The 18,595-nt window shown below is 60.5% G+C and carries 22 protein-coding genes and 2 tRNA genes; 9 read left to right on the top strand and 15 right to left on the bottom strand.

The features are described 5' to 3' along the window. Positions 1 to 20: 20 nt before the first annotated feature. Positions 21 to 1,709 (top strand): NAD(P)H-dependent oxidoreductase subunit E, encoded by a 1,689-nt coding sequence (locus ACN5AZ_RS05415; RefSeq protein WP_419427840.1) that lies wholly within the window; start codon positions 21 to 23, stop codon positions 1,707 to 1,709. A 62-nt stretch (positions 1,710 to 1,771) separates the two neighbouring features. Here the strand turns inward: ACN5AZ_RS05415 and ACN5AZ_RS05410 are convergent, their stop codons facing one another. Then, a complete protein-coding gene (locus ACN5AZ_RS05410) occupies positions 1,772 to 2,656 on the bottom strand; it encodes a lytic transglycosylase domain-containing protein (RefSeq protein WP_419427839.1) in 885 nt (294 codons plus the stop codon). 99 nt (positions 2,657 to 2,755) lie between these two features. On the opposite strand from ACN5AZ_RS05410, the gene ftsY reads away from it, so the two are divergent. Beyond that, positions 2,756 to 3,850, top strand: coding sequence for a signal recognition particle-docking protein FtsY (gene ftsY, locus ACN5AZ_RS05405; RefSeq protein ID WP_419427838.1), 1,095 nt, complete (start codon positions 2,756 to 2,758; stop codon positions 3,848 to 3,850). On the opposite strand, the gene ACN5AZ_RS05400 is transcribed toward ftsY, so the two are convergent. Continuing rightward, entirely contained in the window at positions 3,847 to 4,344 is a 498-nt protein-coding gene (locus ACN5AZ_RS05400; RefSeq protein WP_419427837.1) for an MgtC/SapB family protein, read from the bottom strand. The genes ftsY and ACN5AZ_RS05400 overlap by 4 nt on opposite strands. A gap of 173 nt (positions 4,345 to 4,517) precedes the next feature. Between ACN5AZ_RS05400 and ACN5AZ_RS05395 the strand changes: the two genes are divergently transcribed. Next, positions 4,518 to 5,417, top strand: a complete 900-nt coding sequence (locus ACN5AZ_RS05395) for an EamA family transporter (protein WP_419427836.1) — start codon at positions 4,518 to 4,520, stop codon at positions 5,415 to 5,417. A 33-nt stretch (positions 5,418 to 5,450) separates the two neighbouring features. Further along, complete coding sequence (locus ACN5AZ_RS05390) at positions 5,451 to 6,068, top strand: inner membrane-spanning protein YciB (RefSeq protein WP_419427835.1); 618 nt, start codon at positions 5,451 to 5,453, stop codon at positions 6,066 to 6,068. Between the two features lie 3 nt (positions 6,069 to 6,071). Here the strand turns inward: ACN5AZ_RS05390 and ACN5AZ_RS05385 are convergent, their stop codons facing one another. Continuing rightward, complete coding sequence (locus tag ACN5AZ_RS05385; RefSeq protein ID WP_419427834.1) at positions 6,072 to 6,512, bottom strand: Lrp/AsnC family transcriptional regulator; 441 nt, start codon at positions 6,510 to 6,512, stop codon at positions 6,072 to 6,074. A 107-nt stretch (positions 6,513 to 6,619) separates the two neighbouring features. Here ACN5AZ_RS05385 and ACN5AZ_RS05380 point away from each other — a divergent pair, with 107 nt between their 5' ends. The 3 genes from ACN5AZ_RS05380 to ACN5AZ_RS05370 all read left to right on the top strand — a co-directional run bounded on the left by ACN5AZ_RS05380 (position 6,620) and on the right by ACN5AZ_RS05370 (position 9,593). Further along, on the top strand, positions 6,620 to 7,738 hold the full coding sequence (locus tag ACN5AZ_RS05380) for an alanine racemase (RefSeq protein ID WP_419427833.1): 1,119 nt from the start codon (positions 6,620 to 6,622) through the stop codon (positions 7,736 to 7,738). Between the two features lie 162 nt (positions 7,739 to 7,900). After that, a complete protein-coding gene (locus ACN5AZ_RS05375) occupies positions 7,901 to 8,959 on the top strand; it encodes a DUF2235 domain-containing protein (protein ID WP_419427832.1) in 1,059 nt (352 codons plus the stop codon). Positions 8,960 to 9,125: 166 nt separating this feature from the next. Further along, entirely contained in the window at positions 9,126 to 9,593 is a 468-nt protein-coding gene (locus tag ACN5AZ_RS05370; protein WP_419427831.1) for a CoA-binding protein, read from the top strand. Between the two features lie 63 nt (positions 9,594 to 9,656). Here ACN5AZ_RS05370 and ACN5AZ_RS05365 read toward each other — a convergent pair whose 3' ends face one another. The 5 genes from ACN5AZ_RS05365 to ACN5AZ_RS05345 form a co-directional block, all read right to left on the bottom strand. After that, positions 9,657 to 9,968, bottom strand: a complete 312-nt coding sequence (locus tag ACN5AZ_RS05365; RefSeq protein ID WP_419427830.1) for a phosphoribosyl-ATP diphosphatase — start codon at positions 9,966 to 9,968, stop codon at positions 9,657 to 9,659. Between the two features lie 17 nt (positions 9,969 to 9,985). Continuing rightward, the gene (locus ACN5AZ_RS05360) at positions 9,986 to 10,372 is read right to left on the bottom strand and encodes a hypothetical protein (protein WP_419427829.1); all 387 of its coding nucleotides are present in this window, start codon (positions 10,370 to 10,372) and stop codon (positions 9,986 to 9,988) included. 83 nt (positions 10,373 to 10,455) lie between these two features. Beyond that, positions 10,456 to 11,214, bottom strand: a complete 759-nt coding sequence (gene hisF / locus ACN5AZ_RS05355) for an imidazole glycerol phosphate synthase subunit HisF (protein ID WP_419427828.1) — start codon at positions 11,212 to 11,214, stop codon at positions 10,456 to 10,458. Between the two features lie 101 nt (positions 11,215 to 11,315). Beyond that, positions 11,316 to 13,481 carry a methyl-accepting chemotaxis protein gene (locus tag ACN5AZ_RS05350; RefSeq protein ID WP_419427827.1) on the bottom strand — a complete coding sequence of 722 codons (2,166 nt, stop codon included), beginning with the start codon at positions 13,479 to 13,481 and terminating at the stop codon, positions 11,316 to 11,318. A gap of 137 nt (positions 13,482 to 13,618) precedes the next feature. Further along, positions 13,619 to 14,047, bottom strand: coding sequence for a DUF4168 domain-containing protein (locus ACN5AZ_RS05345; RefSeq protein WP_419427826.1), 429 nt, complete (start codon positions 14,045 to 14,047; stop codon positions 13,619 to 13,621). A gap of 263 nt (positions 14,048 to 14,310) precedes the next feature. On the opposite strand from ACN5AZ_RS05345, the gene ACN5AZ_RS05340 reads away from it, so the two are divergent. Further along, positions 14,311 to 14,766, top strand: coding sequence for a DUF302 domain-containing protein (locus ACN5AZ_RS05340; protein ID WP_419427825.1), 456 nt, complete (start codon positions 14,311 to 14,313; stop codon positions 14,764 to 14,766). A gap of 4 nt (positions 14,767 to 14,770) precedes the next feature. Here ACN5AZ_RS05340 and hisA read toward each other — a convergent pair whose 3' ends face one another. After that, a complete protein-coding gene (gene hisA, locus ACN5AZ_RS05335) occupies positions 14,771 to 15,493 on the bottom strand; it encodes a 1-(5-phosphoribosyl)-5-[(5-phosphoribosylamino)methylideneamino]imidazole-4-carboxamide isomerase (protein ID WP_419427824.1) in 723 nt (240 codons plus the stop codon). A gap of 152 nt (positions 15,494 to 15,645) precedes the next feature. On the opposite strand from hisA, the gene ACN5AZ_RS05330 reads away from it, so the two are divergent. Continuing rightward, the gene (locus ACN5AZ_RS05330; protein WP_419427823.1) at positions 15,646 to 16,032 is read left to right on the top strand and encodes a DUF2147 domain-containing protein; all 387 of its coding nucleotides are present in this window, start codon (positions 15,646 to 15,648) and stop codon (positions 16,030 to 16,032) included. 69 nt (positions 16,033 to 16,101) lie between these two features. Here the strand turns inward: ACN5AZ_RS05330 and hisH are convergent, their stop codons facing one another. From hisH to ACN5AZ_RS05300, 6 genes are all read right to left on the bottom strand, one after another. After that, positions 16,102 to 16,737 (bottom strand): imidazole glycerol phosphate synthase subunit HisH, encoded by a 636-nt coding sequence (hisH, locus tag ACN5AZ_RS05325; RefSeq protein ID WP_419427822.1) that lies wholly within the window; start codon positions 16,735 to 16,737, stop codon positions 16,102 to 16,104. 60 nt (positions 16,738 to 16,797) lie between these two features. Continuing rightward, positions 16,798 to 17,385, bottom strand: a complete 588-nt coding sequence (gene hisB, locus ACN5AZ_RS05320; RefSeq protein ID WP_419427821.1) for an imidazoleglycerol-phosphate dehydratase HisB — start codon at positions 17,383 to 17,385, stop codon at positions 16,798 to 16,800. Positions 17,386 to 17,508: 123 nt separating this feature from the next. Next, positions 17,509 to 17,583, bottom strand: a tRNA-Gly gene (locus ACN5AZ_RS05315). 44 nt (positions 17,584 to 17,627) lie between these two features. Further along, positions 17,628 to 17,702, bottom strand: a tRNA-Gly gene (locus ACN5AZ_RS05310). Between the two features lie 106 nt (positions 17,703 to 17,808). Further along, complete coding sequence (locus tag ACN5AZ_RS05305) at positions 17,809 to 18,189, bottom strand: VOC family protein (protein ID WP_419427820.1); 381 nt, start codon at positions 18,187 to 18,189, stop codon at positions 17,809 to 17,811. Beyond that, entirely contained in the window at positions 18,189 to 18,581 is a 393-nt protein-coding gene (locus ACN5AZ_RS05300; protein WP_419427819.1) for a rhodanese-like domain-containing protein, read from the bottom strand. The genes ACN5AZ_RS05305 and ACN5AZ_RS05300 overlap by 1 nt, the downstream gene beginning before the upstream one ends. Positions 18,582 to 18,595: the final 14 nt, after the last annotated feature.

Below are 18,595 nucleotides of genomic sequence, written 5' to 3'. Positions count from 1 at the left end.
CCAACGGCAAGAGGCAAGGCATGGCACTGGATCAGCGCAAAGGTGTGTGGAAAACGGCTCCGGGCAAAGGGCGCGGAACACCAAAGGGACGCCAGTTGGACGATACGGCGCTGGCCGAGGTCCGCGCCCTGCTGGAGGGGCGTCCGCTCAGCCGCGACATGCTGATCGAACATCTGCATCTGATACAGGACACCTATGGCCATCTGTCCGCCGCGCATCTGCGCGCCTTGGCCGAGGAGATGCGCCTGTCCATGGCCGAGGTTTACGAGGTCGCAACTTTTTATGCGCATTTTGACGTGGTCAAGGAAGGCGAGAGACCGCCACCCGCCCTGACGATTCGCGTGTGTGACAGCCTGTCGTGTGAGCTTGCAGGATCGCAGCAGCTTCAAGCGGCGTTGGAGCAGGGCTTGGACCCGGCTGAGGTGCGGGTGCTGCGCGCACCCTGCATGGGGCGTTGTGACAGCGCACCGGTTCTGGAACTGGGCCACCACCACATTCTAAACGCGACGGAGGCCAAAACCCACGCCGCGATTGCCGCAGGGCACACCCATCCTGATATGCCCGACTACCAAGGGCTGGCCGCCTATGAGGCGGAGGGTGGTTACCAGACGCTGGCGGCTTTGCGCGCCGATGGCAATTGGGAGGAGGTGCAGGATCGTGTTCTCTCCTCGGGTCTGCGCGGCTTGGGTGGGGCGGGGTTTCCCTCCGGCAAGAAGTGGGGCTTTGTGCGTGCAGCAGACGGGCCGCGCTATCTGGCGGTCAACGGGGACGAGGGCGAGCCCGGCACCTTCAAAGATCGCGTGCACCTTGAGCGGGAACCTCATGTTTTTCTTGAGGGAATGCTGATTGCGGCCTGGGCGGTCGAGGCGGAGCGTGTGTTCATCTACATGCGCGACGAATACCCCGCCATCATCGCGCTTTTACGTCGTGAAATCAGCGCGTTGGAGGTCGCAGGTCATGTGTCTGCGGGCTATATCGATCTGCGACGCGGGGCCGGGGCCTATATCTGCGGCGAGGAAAGCGCGATGATCGAATCCATCGAAGGCAAGCGCGGCATTCCACGCCATCGCCCGCCCTATGTTGCGCAGGTTGGCGTGTTTGGCCGCCCCACCTTGGTCCACAATGTCGAAACCTTGTACTGGGTCTGTAAGGTCTGCCGCGAAGGGCCGGAAATCCTGTCTTCGGTCGAAAAGAACGGGCGGCGTGGGCTGCGGTCTTTTTCGGTATCAGGACGTGTGCGCAGCCCGGGGATGTACCAGTTGCCAGCAGGCTCGACGATCACCGATCTGATCGCGGCGGCGGGTGGCATGGCTGCGGGACATAGCTTTAAGGCCTACCAACCCGGTGGTCCGTCCTCTGGTCTTTTGCCTGCGTCGAAAGCCGATATTCCCTTGGATTTTGATGTCTTGCAGGAGGAAGACACCTTTATCGGATCGGCGGCAGTCGTGGTCTTGTCGGATCAGGATTCCGCGCGGGATGCGGCGCTGAACATGCTGCGTTTCTTCGAGGATGAAAGCTGTGGTCAGTGCACGCCCTGCCGCGTCGGCTGTGAAAAGGCGGTGAAGCTGATGAGCGCGCCGTCATGGGATCAACCGCTGCTTGAAGAGCTGTGCACCGCGATGGCGGACGCATCGATTTGCGGCTTGGGTCAGGCGGCGCCAAACCCGATCCGCCTGACCATGCGACATTTCCCTGAAGAGATCGAATAATCGGTTTTGTGTAATTTTCCCCGCTCACAGATGCCAAGGTCGGGGGAAATAATCGCATAACGTTAATCTGTGCGATACACAGCGCAGACGCATCCACTGCGTTTTAGCTGGCTGCACAGCCGCCACGCGGCGTCACGGCTGCTGCGGCCGAGGCGCGCCATATAGTATCCGCCGCGCGGGCTGGCGCGGCTTTTCTCCCAGACGAGAAACGGGTCCTCGCCGCCGATCGCTGTGCGACAGGCGCGCGTGGCGCTGCGGAATTTCGACAGCGCTGCGTCGCGCGTCACACCAAAGGCCACTTGCACGCCCCAATCGGGCAGGACGGGCTCGGGGTCGGGAAAGGCTGTCAGGCGGCGGTCGCGGGCAAGGGCATGGCAGGCCTGCTGAAACGGCACATCCCCATCAAGCCGGAAATCATGTGCTTCTGGCGGTGTGTCGCGCCATGTCTCTGCGCTTAGTCCGGTGATGATGCGCACGTAGTTAACCGTTTCGCGCGCCAGCCCGCCAGTTTTCGCGATCAACCCTTCGGCGCGGCGTTCCCCCCCGTTGTAGCCCACTGCGGCGAGACCGACATTGCCGTATTTTCGGCTCATCTCGCCCAAGTATTCTGCAGAGAATTCCAGAGCTTCGGCTGGGTTGTAGGGATCGTGCAGCCCGCGCAGCCGCGCGGTGGAGGCGATGAATTGCGCAATGCCCATAGCGTTCGCATGGCTAAGCGCATTGGGGTCAAACCGGCTTTCCTGCCAGATCAGCCGCGTGAAAAAGCCCGGGTCCAAACCGTTGTGGCGGGCGAAATACTCCAGCGCCTGACAGGTGTCGAAGACAAAGTGCGACGGGCGGATACATTGAACCTGCCCGTGGGTGCCGCTGGAACACAGGGTTCCCGGCTCGGCGCGCACGGGCGCCGCCGCAAGACAGACCCAAACGATCAACACCCACCGGAACATATGCCTATAAGACCTGCGCAGCCCGCAGCGTCAACTGAGACTTTCATTAGGGGGCTGCGCGTATTAGGTGAGGAAAAACAATTTGTCGGAGCCGCGGCCATGTCCTTTTTCGGGAAGCTGAAAAACAAGCTGTTCAAATCCTCGTCCAAACTGGACGAGGGGCTGGATGCCATTGTCGAAGAGGCAGCTGCGGAAGAAGGGCCAATTGCAGAGGCGCCCGCCAGCGATCCCGCACCGGCCCCGCAAGCCCCGGCCGCCGTTCTGGACCCCATGCCCTTGCCTGAGGAAACCGAACCGCAAGGCACGGCACGTCCGTCGCTGTTGGGCCGTCTGGTCGGCGGCGGCGCGACAGAGGCACCGCGTCGCGTGCTCGACGATGATATGCTCGAAAGTCTTGAGGAGTTGTTGATCGCCTCGGATATGGGGGTGGACACTGCGCTGCGCGTGACGTCGAACATCGCAGAGGGACGCATGGGCCGCAGGGTGTCTGCGCGCGAGATCAAGGAGTTGTTGGCCCAAGAGATCGCCCGCGTGATGGAACCTGTGGCGCGCCCGCTGCCGCTGTACCCCAAAACGCCGCAGGTGGTTCTGGTGGTCGGTGTCAACGGATCGGGCAAGACAACCACGATCGGCAAACTGGCCAGCCAGTTCCGCGCGGCGGGAAAATCGGTTGTGATCGCGGCGGGCGATACCTTTCGCGCGGCGGCCGTCGAACAGTTGCAGGTCTGGGGCGAACGGGCGGGCGTGCCGGTGCTGACAGCGCCTGAAGGATCCGATCCCGCATCGCTGGCCTATGACGCCATGACCAAGGCGCAGGCTGAAGGGGCGGATCTGTTGATGATCGACACGGCAGGCCGCCTGCAAAACCGCTCTGACCTCATGGAAGAACTGGCCAAGATCGTCCGGGTGATCCGCAAGAAAGACCCCGACGCGCCGCACAACACGCTGTTGGTGCTGGATGCGACCACAGGCCAGAACGCATTGGTTCAGACAGAGGCGTTCCGCCAACTGGCCGACGTGTCTGGTCTGGTGATGACAAAGCTTGACGGCACCGCAAAGGGCGGCGTTCTGGTGGCGCTGGCCGACAAATTCGGCCTGCCGATCCATGCCATCGGGGTGGGGGAGCAGATCGACGATCTCGCGCCCTTCGATCCCGAAGAGTTTGCCGCTGCACTGACAGGATTGGACAGTTAAACCTGTTCGTCTCGCTTAACGCCAAGCCGTTTTTCCAACTGGCCCAGCACAAACAGAACCACGACCACCAGTGCTGTGGCCATGGCCGATATGGCCAGACTGCCCGCGCCGCAGCCAAGTCCGATGGCCCCGCACAGCCACAATGACGCGCCAGTGGTCAGGTTCTGGACCTGCCCGCCAGAGGTGAAAATCACACCCGCCGCCAGAAAGGCCACGCCTGCGGTGACCGCCTCGATCATGCGCAGGGGGTCGTGGCGCTGTTCGCCGGTGTCGCCAAAGCTGATGGCGGACAGCTCCATCCCCACCAGCACAAACAGGCAGGCCGCGACAGCGACCAGAATATGGGTGCGCAGTCCGGCGGGTTTTCCCTGAAGCTCGCGTTCCAGTCCCACGATTGCAGACAAGATGACCGCGGCAGCCAGACGGGTAAAAGCCAGCGACGCGGGAACCACCGAAAAACTGCCCCCCATTTCGTCCGCAATCGATGTCCACATGCCTGCGCTCCGTACCAAGTTCTCTGTCAGGCCAACCAGCTGCCACGGGCGAGGGTTCCGAAGTGTAAGGCGGGCATTGCATGGTGCGGGCTGGTCGGGGCGACAGGGCTGGTATACCGCTGTATGCGGCGCCACAGGCCGCCAAAAGGCATTCTACGACAAAGGGGCGCGCCATGAGCGAATGGCTGATATCTCTGGAGGGCACCGAGGCCGGACATCAGGCGGCGCTGGGGTTGGCGCTGCTCGCGGCCCTGTTGCACGCAATCTTTGGCGCGCTGCAAAAGGGGCGGTTCGATCCATGGCTGTCCCGCTGGTCGATCGACTGCTGGCTGGCCTGCCTGTCGCTGCCGATGGTGTTTCTGGTGCCGTGGCCAGAGCCGCATATGTGGCCGATCTTCGCCGGCATGGTGGTGATCCATTTCGTCTATAAGGTGCTGATGGCGATGGCCTTTTCGCGCGGGGCCTTTACCGTGGTCTATCCGGTTGTGCGTGGCTCCGGCCCGTTGTTCACCGTGGTGGGCGCTTGGCTGATTTTTGGCGAGACCTTTGCCCCCCTGCAATGGCTGGGGCTGTTTGTCTTGCTGGCGGGGATTTTCGGGCTGGCGGTTTACAACTTCCTGTTTCTCGAAGCGGAACGGGACACGCTGGGCCCTGCGCTGATCTTTGCCTTGCTGACCGGCTTTATGGTCGCGCTGTACACCACCTATGACGCCTACGGCATTCGGGCGACGGCCAACCCGTTTACCTTTCTGGCGTGGTTCTTCTTTCTTTCCGCGTTGGATTTTTCCCTACTGGTGCCGATGGTCATGCGGCACAGGTTTCGCGGCGTGACCCTGCGCCCGTTGTTGCAGCGGGGACTGATTGGTGCGCTGGTGGCCTACGGCAGTTTCGGGTCGGTCATGCTGGCCACCCGACTGGACAAGGTGGGGGAGGCGGCGGTTCTGCGCGAGACCTCGACCGTGTTTGCGGCGATCATCGGCTGGCTGGTGCTCAAGGAGACGGTGGGGCCGCGCCGCATCGCTCTCATGGCTTTGATCGCAGCGGGCGCTGTCATCGTTGAGTTGGCGGGCTGAAACCCCTATCTGGTGACAAAAGGGAGACTGCGCGTGACACAGACCGACACCGGCAAAGCGATCAATCCGGGCCTGAAAGCGGCCTTGGAGTATGGGCCGATCCTTGCGTTTTTCGTGGCCTATCTGCTGCTGAAAGACCGCAGCTTTGTGATTGGCGGGACCGAATATCAGGGGTTCATTCTGGTCACGGCGGGTTTTGTGCCGCTGCTGCTGGCATCAACGGCGGCGCTGTGGAAGCTGACCGGTCACCTCAGCAAGATGCAGGTGGTGACGGCGGTTCTGGTGGTGGTTTTTGGCGGGCTGACTGTCTGGCTCAACGATGACCGCTTTTTCAAAATGAAGCCCACGCTGATCTATCTTTTGTTCGGGGCGGCTTTGGCCATTGGCCTTGCCCGTGGCGAAAGCTGGCTGCAATCGCTGATGGAAAGCATGATGCCCCTGACGCAAGAGGGCTGGATGATCTTTACGCGTCGCATGATGTGGTTCTTCTTTGCGCTGGCGGCCCTGAACGAGCTGATCTGGCGGACCATGTCCACCGAACATTGGGTGTATTTCAAAACCTTCGGGCTGACGGCGGCGCTGTTTGTCTTTGTGGCCAGTCAGGCGGCGCTGTTCCAGAAATACGCCCCCGAGGAGGCCGAGAAGGACTGAGGCTTAACCCTCGCCCGTCCGGTCGATCTTGGTCGACAGATGGATCAGGCTTTCGGAACTCTTGACGCCCTTGGCCTCTCCGATCCGGTCAAGGGTGGCATCCAGCGCCTCTGTGTCATGGGCGTGGACCGTGACAAGCATGTCAAAACGCCCCGAGGTGGTATGCACCCTGTCCACATTCGGCAGGCTGCGCAGGCGGGCCAGAACCGTGGCGGTTTCGTTGGGGGCGACCGCGACCAAAACGGTGGCCCGCAGCGCAGGGCGCAATGCCGGACCCCGTTTCAACGTATAGCCTGCAATCGCCCCGCGATGTTCCAGCCGGTCCAGCCGCGCCTGAACCGTGGTACGTGCTAGCCCCAGACTGCGGGCAAGATCCGCCACAGGCAGGCGCGCGTTTTCAGACAGCGCGGCGATCAGGGCCTTGTCAGTTTCGTCAATCTGCATCCATGCCTCGTCATTTTGCCGGAGATTTCCCGCAATATGCCCGAAGTGCCGATTCATTTCGATGGGAATTTATCTGACGCTGAAGGTGGCAGGCAGGAGATCCCCGAATGTTACAAGACGCAAAATGCACCACCCCCGCGCGATGGCTGGCCCGAGAGCAGCTGGACGAGCCGGTGTTCTTTTACGACCCGGCAGCCTTGGCGCGACAGGCGGCGCGTTTCGTGACCCACTTCCCCGGCGAAGTCACCTATGCGGTCAAAGCCAACCCGGAACCTTTGGTGATCGAGGCACTGGTTCAGGCTGGAGTGGAGGCGTTTGATGTCGCGTCCCCACGCGAGATGGCGTTGGTGCGCGCCATCGCGCCAAAGGCGCGGTTGCATTACCACAACCCCGTCCGCTCGGTCCCCGAGGTGGAGGAGGGGCGAGCACATGACGTGTGTTCATGGTCCGTCGACCGTATGAGCGAGCTTGATAAGCTGGGGGATATCACGGGGCAGGAGATTGCCGTGCGGCTGAAATTGCCTGTGGCCGGAGCGGTCTATGATTTCGGCACGAAATTCGGTGCGCCGCCGGACTTGGCAGTGAGCTTGTTGCAGGCGGTTGCGGCCCGCGGTGGCATCGCTTCTATGACATTCCACCCCGGCACGCAGTGCTGCGATGCGACAGCTTGGGCGCAATATATTACCGCCTGTGCGGCCTGCGCCCGTGCCGCAGATGTACCTCTGCACCGGTTGAATGTGGGCGGCGGGTTTCCGTCGCATCGGGCAGACGCCGCGCCCGACCTTCAGCAAATATTCGACCGGATCGCGAAGACCGCCAAGGCGGCCTTCGGCACTCAGGCACCGGCGCTTGTGTGTGAACCGGGACGGGCCTTGGCGGCGGATGCCTTTGATCTGGCTGTGCGGGTCAAGGCCGTCGAAGCGGATGCTGTGTTTCTCAACGATGGGATCTACGGCGGTTTGTGTGAATGGCGGGATCTTGGCACCGCGTTGCGGTTTACTGTCTACGATCAGGGCGGAGCGCCGCGTTCGGGCCGTGATGTTGCGAAGGTTGTCTTTGGTCCCACCTGTGACAGTCTGGACCGGCTGCCGGATATGGTCGCGCTGCCCGAAACTCTGACCGAGGGCGATTTCATCGTTTTCCACGGGGCAGGGGCCTACAGCACGGCGCTTGCTACATCGTTTAACGGCTATGGCGCGCGACGCATCGTCACTTTGATGCGTTAAGGAAACCACGCGGATTTTATCGGCCCTGCTCTGGACGGCGAAGCGTGGTGCGGTAGGTTGGAGACCGGCCAACCATCTGCGGAGAATTGCATGCATTTTACCAGCTCAGGCGCGGCATCGCGCTCTCCATGGAGCGGGCGGTGAACTTGGCTGACGGGTGGCATGGTGCGCTGGTCTGATCGCCTTCTGTCGTGGTTGCGCAGGGATCGCAGGGGCGGCCATTCGCGCTATGAACCGCGCCGCGGTCCCCGTGACCATGTTATCATTCTCGACGGGACCGCCTCTACCTTGCGGGAGGGGCGGGAAAGCAACGCGGGGCTGACCTATAAGCTGCTCAAGGCCCGCGGCGGGCTGTCGTTGTATTACGAACCGGGCATCCAATGGACGGATTGGCGGATGACCCCGAATGTGATCGTGGGCCGTGGGATCAACGGCCAGATCCGGCGCGCCTACGGCTACTTGGCGTCCCGCTACCGGGTGGGGGATCGGATCTTTCTGCTTGGGTTTTCCCGTGGCGCTTATGCGGCCCGGTCGCTGGCAGGTGTGATTGACAGGGTCGGTTTGCTGCGCGCCGAACATGCCACCGAGCGAAATATCCGCCAAATCTACCGTTTGTACCAATACGCGCCGGAGGGGGAGAGCGCGCAGGTCTTCTCGCACATCCATTGCCACGAGAGCACCGAGATCGAGATGGTCGGCGTGTGGGACACGGTGAAAGCGCTGGGGCTCCGCTGGCCCGTTCTGTGGCGGCTGAGCGAGCCACGGCACCAGTTTCACAGCCATGTTCTGGGCCAATCGGTGCGACACGGGTTTCACGCGCTTGCGCTGGATGAAACGCGCGTGGTCTTCGAGCCGGTGAAATGGACGCGGCCTGACAACTGGAATGGCGTGATGGAACAGGTCTGGTTTCGGGGCACGCATGGCGATATCGGCGGAATGCTTGGCCGGTTTCAGGCGGCGCGCCCTTTGGCCAATATTCCGTTGGTCTGGATGCTGGAGCGTTTGGAGGATTGCGGGATTGCGCTGCCGACGGGGTGGCGGGATCGTTTTCCCCAAGACATTGATGCGCCCTCGGTGGGGCCGTGGCAGGGGTTCGGTAAGCTTTTCCTAAGGCGGCGCGCACGCGTTCTGGGGGAGGATCCCTCGGAAAGATTGCATTCGAGCATCGATGTTCCGAAAACTGTTCCGACTGAGGAACGGATCGCGTCAAGCGCAAAGTGATTTTTCTGCCCCTTACCCCTTTCAACTGTGGCTTTCGTGCCTATTTCCTATTCAGGATCGCGGGGACGGAACCCCCGCGACGCCTTCACTGTCCCTCGTTCCGTAACTGCGCCCGAGTTCCCGCTCGGGCGCTTTTTCTTTGTCTGAAGCCGCGTTAGGCTTTGGCATGGAGTACAGCGACTCGTTTCTGAAGACGGTTCTGACGCGGACCAAGGTGATTGCGGTTGTGGGCGTGTCGATGAACACGGTGCGGCCCAGCTACTATGTGGCGCGCTATCTGTCGTTGAAAGGCTACACCGTCATTCCGGTCAATCCTGGACATGCGGGTAAGGAACTGTTCGGACAAACAGTGCGCGCCTCGTTGGCGGATTGCCCGGATACAGTCGATATGGTGGATATTTTCCGCCGGTCCGAGCACGTGGGCCCAATCGTGGACGAGGCTTTGGCGGTTTGCCCAAATTTGCGAACGTTCTGGATGCAATTGGGGGTTCGGGATGATCAGGCTGCGACGCGCGCCGTGCAGGCTGGTTGCGACGTGATTATGGATCGTTGCCCGAAGATCGAATACCAAAGACATTTTGGTGAATTGCGCATGGGGGGCTTTGCCACCGGCATAATTTCTTCAAAGCTGTGAACGGGACGGAGACGGCGCTGTTTGCGCAGGCGCAAAGGCGCCCCGCCCACCGTCCCGTCAGGATTACGCAGACCGCGATGCTTTTTCAGAAAGACCGGATTGGGATTGTCGCGCCGCGAGCACATCCATCACTTGTTTCAGCGGGACATTGCGCGCGCGCAGCATCACAAGCAGGTGAAACAGCACATCGGCTGCCTCAGAGGCGAGCTTTTCGGGATCGTTTTTGACGGCTTCGATAATCGCCTCAACCGCTTCTTCGCCAAATTTCTCGGCGCATTTTTCCGGACCCTTTGCGAGCAGTTTTGCCGTCCAGCTTTCATCTGGTGCGGCGGTCGCCCTTTGGGCTACGATTTTTTCGAGGTCTTCGAGCGTCATGGTGGTCCTTTCGCGCGCTAAAGCCGAGTGTCCTGTGTCATGATACGATCCACAAGTTCCCAAAGCTGAGGCTCTAACGGTGTGCCAAGCACCTGTTGGCGATTCAAGGGGGTAAAGACGGATTGCGCTTCTTGATGTTCCTCCTTTGACCAATCCAGCAGGTGTGGTCCGTCAGGCGCAATGCCGATGCGGACGCCCCACCGTTCTGTCGGTCCTGCGGTTTCGGTCCAATCGCCAATGTAGAGGCGGCAGAGAGGAAGGTGATTGGGCGCATCCAAAGTGACGCCAACGGTGTACCAGCCTGCCGACTGCTCCCCCACATCCAAGACACCGGAGACCACGGTAGTGAGCTTGCCGCAGCAATTACATGCCGTGTGATCGGTGTCCGTTTCGCGAATTGTCACGTCTGTGCCGTCGGAAAGCATGCCCCACCCGTTCCAGAGTTTCCCGATAGCTTTATTAGTGGAGGGTTGTTAAGACCGTGTGATCAGAGTCGTACAGAAATACCGGCCGCCGCCATATGTGCTTTCGCTTCGGCAATGGTGTAGGTTCCGAAGTGGAAAATCGAGGCGGCGAGAACGGCGCTTGCATGGCCTTCGGTCACGCCCTCGACCAGATGATCCAAATTGCCCACGCCGCCGGAGGCAATGACCGGAATATCGACGGCGTCGGCGATCGCCCGTGTCATAGGCAGGTTGAAGCCTGCTTTGGTGCCATCACGGTCCATCGAGGTTAACAGTATCTCTCCGGCCCCTTTGGCGGCGATCATTTTCGCAAACTCGACCGCGTCGATACCGGTTGGTTTGCGCCCGCCGTGCGTGAATAGCTCCCATTTTCCGGGGGCCGTCGTCTTTGCATCAATGGCACAAACGATGCACTGGCTACCGAAGTGATTTGCAGCGTCTGCGACGACGTCGGGATTTGCAACAGCAGCTGAATTGAAGCTGACCTTGTCCGCGCCCGCGAGCAGGAGGGCGCGGACGTCACCGACGGTGCGGACGCCGCCGCCGACGGTGAGTGGAATAAAGCATTGTTCCGCCGTCCGGGTCACAACATCGAACATCGTGCCGCGGTTTTCATGCGTCGCATGAATGTCGAGAAAACAGATTTCGTCTGCTCCAGCGGCATCATAGGCGCGTGCAGATTCTACAGGGTCGCCGGCGTCGATAAGGTCAACGAAATTGACACCTTTCACGACGCGTCCATCGGCCACATCCAGACAGGGAATGATGCGTGTTTTCAACATGGCGGTGGAGGTAGCCTGTTTCACACCGCAGCGAAAGAGTGTTTACACCCAACTTTGCGAGACGTGGCGGAGACGACGCATATACTCCGATCTTTGGTTTGTCAGGAGGCGAGCCTCGGGTCCTCTTGCACATCATACGTTTGGTCGAAACTATCCTCTTCCGTGTTCTCGAGTTTAAAGCGCCCAATGACCTGCGTCAGTGCCGAGGTTTCACCGTTGAGCGATCCAAGGGCCGCTGTCATTTCTTCGAACATCGCCGCGTTTTGCTGAGTCGTGCGGTCCAGCTCTCCGACTGCTGCGTTCAGCTCTGAGATTCCGCCGTTCTGTTCTTGGGTGGCTGCGGCGATTTCGCGGATTTTTGTGCTGTTTTCCTCGATAGAGAGTGAGATTGATTTCATGGTGTCAGCGGTGCGCACGACGGAAAGCACACCCTCGTCCACTTGGGTGTTGCTGCTGCGGATCAGGGAGGAGATCTCCTTTGCGGCGTCTGATGAGCGTTCTGCTAGAGCGCGGACTTCAGTGGCGACGACGGCGAATCCTTTGCCCGCTTGGCCGGCGCGCATCGCCTCCACACCTGCGTTCAGCGCCAGTAGGTTGGTCTGAAATGCAATGTCATCGATCAGGGAGATGACAGAATTGATGGCGCTGGACGCGTCCTTGATCTGCTGCATCGCCTGATCTGCGGCATCTATCACCTGATAGCTCTGCTGCGCTTTGGCTTGCATGTCATCGGTGCTGATACGCAGCGAATCGGCCGAGTTGGCGGTGGTGCGAACGGAGTCCGCTATTTGCTGCAGTGCTGCATTTGTTTGTTCCAGCGAGGCTGCATTGCTTTCGGTGCGTCGGGATAGATCGTTAGCGGCGGAGGAGACCTCTGTCGTGGTGAGATCAATGTTATGCCCGCTTTCCTGGATCTGATGGACGATGAAGCGCAGGCTTTCGGCAGTCTTGTTTAGCGCATCCTTCATCTCGGCGAACACGCCTTGGAACTCGCCGCGCATGGCGGTGGTCAGATCACCCTCTGACAAGGCCGAAAGGGCGCGTTTCGTTTCCTGCAGGCCGCGGTTTGTCACGCTGCCGATTTCGTTCACGCCGCTGCAGAGTGCAGCCATCGTTGCGCTATGCGCTTCGGTTTCCAGACGTCTGCTGAAATCCCCCTTGGCGCAAGCGCGAACCACATCTGTCACCTCTTTGGACACGCTCTCGATCTCTTCGATGGTGGTTTGGAAGTTATCAACCGCTTGTGCGATCGCAGACACTTCGCGGATGCGCGTCCGAGGGGCCTGAAGGGTGTAGTCGCCTGCTGCAATAGCAGTCAGTTGCTTGTCGATCTTTTTGAGCGGTCGCGAGACAGAGCGAGCGACGATGATACCGGAGGCTAGGAACAGCAGAACACTGACCGCAACCATCGAAAGGGTCAGCTGATCCAACTCCTCGTTGTTCTGTATCAGAGCCTCGCCGACGCGTGTGAGTTCGGCAGTGGTTTCATCGCGCATCGCAGCAAGAACCGGTTCAGTTGCGGCGTACCGGTCTGACAAAAGGCCTGTAAGGGCGGAGGTATTTTGCGATTCGGCGGCAAACGCTACAAAGGCGGTTTGATAGGCGTTCATCAATCTGCTGACCTCTTGGCGTTGTTCCGGCGTGTCATACCAGAACGGAGGGAAGCCGTTAAATTCCTCGACGCGGGCGTTCAGGCGGTCGATGTATTTCTGATCGCCACGCATGATGAAATCTTTTTCATGCCGGCGCATCATCAGCATTTTAACCTGCATTTCTGGCTGCCCGATTGTGTTTAAAATCTCTTCGATTTCGTGCACCGATTGCCGCAGTTCACCCTGAAGTCCGTCCTCTTCAGATAAGCCAACACTACGCACGGACGCGGTTACATCGGAAAAAGCCTGTGCATAGTTGTCGGTAAGCGTTCGCAGTTCCCCGAGGTTTGCCAGAGCGTCAGGCATATCCAGCGTGGTCAATTGCGACTCAGCCGCGTCCAGAGCGGCGCTTAGTTTGCCCATGGTCTCGCTGTGGCGCTGAACGTATTTTTCATCCCGTCGCAGCAAGAAATCCTTTTCTGCGCGGCGGGCCTGCAAATACTGAATGTCTACCTTATCAAGCAGATGCGACATCTGTTCGGCGTGGCGCCGTTCGTCTTCCAGCATGCTACGCTGGGTTTCGGTGTAGCGGTAGATAAACACTAGTGCGGCCATGAAAATGGCGCCCAGAATGACGATGGAAAAGACTGCTCTGCCAATGGTTGGGCGAAACATGAAAGCCTCCGGATGCGGGTACTTTGCAGGCCTTAGCACTGCACCCTTACGCAGAGGTTAAACGGAAAAATGCAAATTAATTTGGTGGGTTGGTTGCGCCTCGGGGCGACAGATCACCCCGAGACACAGCAATGGAATCAGCCTTCGCCGTTCAGGTCGGCGTCGTCGGCCACCAGTTTTGCAATGCGGTCGCTGACAGACGTGTCGGTCTGCATGGCTTGACCAATTTCATTGTACAGCGCCAGGTTCATATCCTCCGTCTCGTCGACGGCGGATTGCATTTCTTCCATGGCTTTCCGCTGAAGCTCCATTGCCGCGTCTTCATTTTCGGCCTGCTGGAGCTGGGGCATGTATTCCTGACGAATGTCGGCCACAGCTTTGGCAGCGGTGACGAAACCAACCAGTTCCGCGTCGGTGAATTCGGTATTGGCGGCCTGATCTTCGATCATTTGGGGGGCGCCTGCGGGCGGGGTGACATCAGCTTCCTGGGCAAAGGCAGGGGCGAGCGGGGCTGCGAACAGGGCCGCGATGGTTGCGCTGCTGACGAGTGTCTTGCGGATGGTCATGTGTCTCTCCGTCGTTGTTCAGGTTGGCGTCACCGGATGGGGCGCCTTGCCTTTCAATGACTTGCGCAGTCATGGCCGTGCTTGCAACCGCAGGTGTCCAAGTGCGCGTAGCCGCGCCGAAATGCATTCTTTCTATGCGCGGTTGTTTGCGGTCGGCGGAAATCACCGGTTGGGGCAGGGTTGATTTCGCATCAGGCGGGCTACCGTTCACGAGCCGATCAGAGACCTCGGGCCGATCATAGGCACACATAGGGAGACATACATTGTTTAAGTGGATTTTGAGCGCCACCGCTGGTGTCGCACTGACTATTGCCACCGCAGCGCAGGCGGATGACAAGCTCAACTGGGTCGAGGCCGAGGGATCCGTATCAGACGTGATGGACCGGCTAGAGGCCGCAGTCACCGAGGCAGGGGCTACGGTCTTTGCGCGCGTCGATCATGCGGGCGGGGCGGACAGCGTCGATATGGATCTGGACGACGCCGAGCTTCTGATTTTCGGCAACCCGAAACTGGGCACACCGGTCCTGCAAGAGAATATCCGTGCAGGTGTCGTGCTGCCGCTGCGTGTTTTGGTCTTTACCGAAGAAGATAAAACTTGGCTGATCTATCAGGAAGTGGATGCCATGCTGGAAAGCGTCAATGCGGAGCAGAGCACCGAGAGCGTCGGCAAGATCACCGAGGCGCTGAAGGGTTTGACGGAAAAAGCCGCCAAACCCTGAAGACTTAGTCGCGCAGGGCGGCCAAGGCCTCTTTGAGGTCGAGGGCGCCGTCATACAAGGCGCGGCCGGAAATTGCGCCGTTCAACCCTGCGCCGCAATCGCGCAAGGCCTTAAGGTCGGCGAGGGAGGACACGCCGCCCGACGCGATGACGGGGATCTGGACCGCACGGGCCAGCGCCGCTGTGGCGTCGACGTTCGGGCCCTGCATGGCACCATCGCGGTTGATGTCTGTGTAGATAATCGCCGCAACGCCTGCGTCCTCGAAGGAGCGGGCCAGATCGGTCGCATCCACGTCCGTCGTCTCGGCCCAGCCTTTGGTGGCCACCTTTCCGTCACGGGCATCAATGCCAACCGCGATTTTGCCGGGGAACGCGCGGGCCGCCTCGCGCACCAGATCGGGGTTTTCCACCGCGACCGTGCCAAGGATCACGCGGGCCAGCCCCTTGGACAGCCATGTCTCGATCGTGGCCATGTCGCGAATACCGCCGCCGAGCTGCGCGGGCGTTTTGGTCTGGCTTAGGATCGCCTCCACCGCGGCACCGTTGACCGGCTCTCCGGCGAAGGCCCCGTTCAGGTCCACCAGATGCAGCCACTCACAGCCCTGGGCCACGAACTCCATCGCTTGTGCGGCGGGGTCATCGTTGAACACGGTTGCCTTGTCCATGTCGCCGCGCAGCAAACGTACAGCCGCGCCGTCTTTTAGGTCGATTGCGGGGTAGAGGATCATATCAAGAGCCTTTCCGAGCCTGTCTTTGGCGCCTGGCGGGTCCCCCACGCCATATGACGTAGCGTGACATCGCCTGTTGCCCTTTGCGCAACGGTTGAACGCAAGGGGCAACGGGCGTCAAGATGTCAAACAGTCAAAGGGAGGACGACGTGATGAAATTTTTGGCTTTTGCAGCTGCCGCAGTCTTTGCAGCAGGTGCCGCGCTTGCAGATCCGGTGGAGGGGGTCTGGCAGACGCAACCTGACGAGGGCAGCTACGCCCATGTGAAAATGGCCCCCTGTGGTGGCGGTAAGGTCTGCGGCAAGATCACCCGCACCTTCAACAACAGCGGCGAATACAAATCGCCCAACATCGGCAAGACGCTGGTGATCAACATGCAGCCTCAGGGTGGCGGCAAATACGAAGGCAAGGTTTGGCAACCGGCCAAGGATCGGATTTTCCTTGGTAAGATGGCGCTGAACGGCAACCGCCTGCAGCTGTCGGGCTGTGTCGCGGGCGGGCTGATCTGCAAGAACCAGACCTGGGCGCGGATCCAGTAACCAAAACTCACCGCATCCAAGCGGCAAGAAGGCCGGGGCATGTGCCTCGGCCTTTCGTGTGTTATCTCGTTATGGTCGCCACGCGAGGAAATTCGCGATCATGCGCAGCCCCGCATGGGCGCTTTTCTCCGGGTGGAATTGCAGCCCGATCCGCGTGCCATTGGCGACGATCGCCGTGACATCCCCGGCGTAGTCCACATGGGCCAGACGCTGCGCCGGATCATCCATGCGCATCTGGTAGCTGTGGACGAAATAAGCGTGTTCGCCCGTCTCGATCCCGTCAAAGACCGGATGCGGGTTGTCGATCACCAGATCATTCCAACCCATATGCGGCACCTTGAAGGTCGGGTCCGCCGGCGTGATCTGTTCCACCACGCCGTCGACCCAGTTCAGCCCCGGGGTCGGTGTGTATTCCAGCCCCTCGCGCGCCATCAACTGCATGCCGACACAGATGCCCAGAAAGGGACGGCCGCGGTTTTCAACCGCATCCAGCATGGCGTCAAAACACCCCGAGGCCCGCAAGGCCTTTGCACAGGCGGGAAAGGCCCCATCCCCCGGCAGTACCAGATGGTCCGCCTTGGCCACCACATCAGGGTCCGAGGTGACAACAACGCGTCCGGCGTCGGTCTCGGTGGCCATTTTCTGGAAGGCCTTCTCGGCGGAGTGCAGGTTGCCGCTGTCGTAATCGATAATGGCTGTGAGCATTTGGGGTCTTTCTAAGCGAACGGTGCGTAGGGCGGGTCTATGACCCGCCGCGGTTGGCGCTCAAAGCGCGCCTTTGGTCGAGGGGATCGCATCGGATTTGCGCGGATCGGGCTCCACGGCCTCACGCAGCGCACGGGCGACGGATTTGAACGCGGCCTCGGCGATATGGTGGCTGTTGAAACCGTTCAGCCTGTCGACGTGCAGGGTGATGCCCCCATGGGTGCTGAGCGCCTGAAAGAATTCCCGCACCAGCTCCGTGTCGAACGTGCCGATCTTTGCGGTCGGCATATCAAGGTTCCACACCAGAAAGGGGCGCGCCGACAGATCCAGCGCACTGCGCACCAATGCGTCGTCCATTGCCAGCAGGCAGGCCCCGTAGCGGTTGATTCCGCGTTTGTCGCCAAGCGCTTGGACCAGTGCCTGACCCAGCGCGATCCCTGTGTCCTCAACAGTGTGGTGATCGTCGATGTGCAGATCGCCTTCGGCGCGGATCGTCATATCGATCAGCGAGTGGCGCGACAGTTGGTCCAGCATATGGTCAAAGAAACCCACGCCGGTCTGGTTGTCATAGGTGCCGCTGCCGTCGAGATTGATCTCGACGCTGATGGCGGTTTCTGCGGTCTTGCGGGTGACGGTGGCGCGGCGCATTGCGGTCTCCTGTTCTGCCGGCGCGTTATAGGCGCGTCGCGCGCGCGCCGAAAGGGGGCGCAGCGCGCTTTTCCCGCAGTGTGGTTGCGGTGCGGCAGAATCTATAGGAAGAAGATTGACGACTGGAGCGGGCGAGGCGATTCGAACGCCCGACCCTAACCTTGGCAAGGTTATGCTCTACCCCTGAGCTACGCCCGCAAACCAGTCTGTCATCGTGCCGGTGTGACCCGGCTTTCACCAATTGGAGCGGGCGAGGCGATTCGAACGCCCGACCCTAACCTTGGCAAGGTTATGCTCTACCCCTGAGCTACGCCCGCTTACCAGTTGGTGTGGAGGGGCGTATAAGGCTGCCTGCAGATCGCTGCAAGCGGAAAAAACAGCCCCCTTGGAATTTTTTTCACTCCGCCTGCGATGGGCCTTATTTTACTGGCCCGCAGGCTGGATCAGATCCCAGCGGTTGCCCCATGGATCGCGGAACACTGCAACGGTGCCATAGGGTTCATGGCGCGGCGATTCCTCGAAGGTGGCACCGTGTTCCGTCAGACGCGCGTGATCGGCTGCAAAATCGTCCGAGTGAAGGAACAGCCACACGCGCCCGCCGCCCTGTTGACCGATTGCATCGCGCTGCGCGCCCGTGGCGCGGGCCAGCAGCACGCTTTCGCCACTGGGGGAGGCCACCCGCACCCACCGTTTGCCGCCGCCCATGTCGGTATCTTCCAAAAGCTCGAATCCCAACGCTTTGCTGAAAAAGGCGATGCCCTCGTCATATTCAGGGACAAGAAAGGCAAAATAGGCAAGTTTCATCAGTTATCCTTTTCGATGGGGCCGCCTGCATCGCTCCAGCCCACGAATCCTTCGGCCAGATGGGCCGCGTCGAACCCCATGTCCTGCAGGGTCGCCACGGTCAATGCCGACCGCCAGCCAGAGGCGCAGTGAAAGACAAAGCGTTTCTGGGCGGCAAAGACCGGCTTGTGATAGGGGCTGTCGGGGTCGACCCAGAATTCGATCATGCCCCGTGGGGCGTGGAGTGCGCCGGGAATGTAGCCTTGCCTTTGGCGTTCGCGCACATCGCGGATGTCGACAAAGACCACATCGGGATCGTCAAGCAGGGCAATGCCCTCGGTTGTGCTGATCTCGGTGATGCGTGCGCGGGCGCGGGCGACCATCTCGGCAGAGCTTAGTTTCAGAACAGTCATGGCGTATCCTCCTG

It is taken from the genome of Sagittula sp. SSi028, from assembly GCF_048553715.1.
Classification (GTDB): domain Bacteria; phylum Pseudomonadota; class Alphaproteobacteria; order Rhodobacterales; family Rhodobacteraceae; genus Sagittula.
This window is presented reverse-complemented; position numbering and strand designations above follow the sequence as displayed.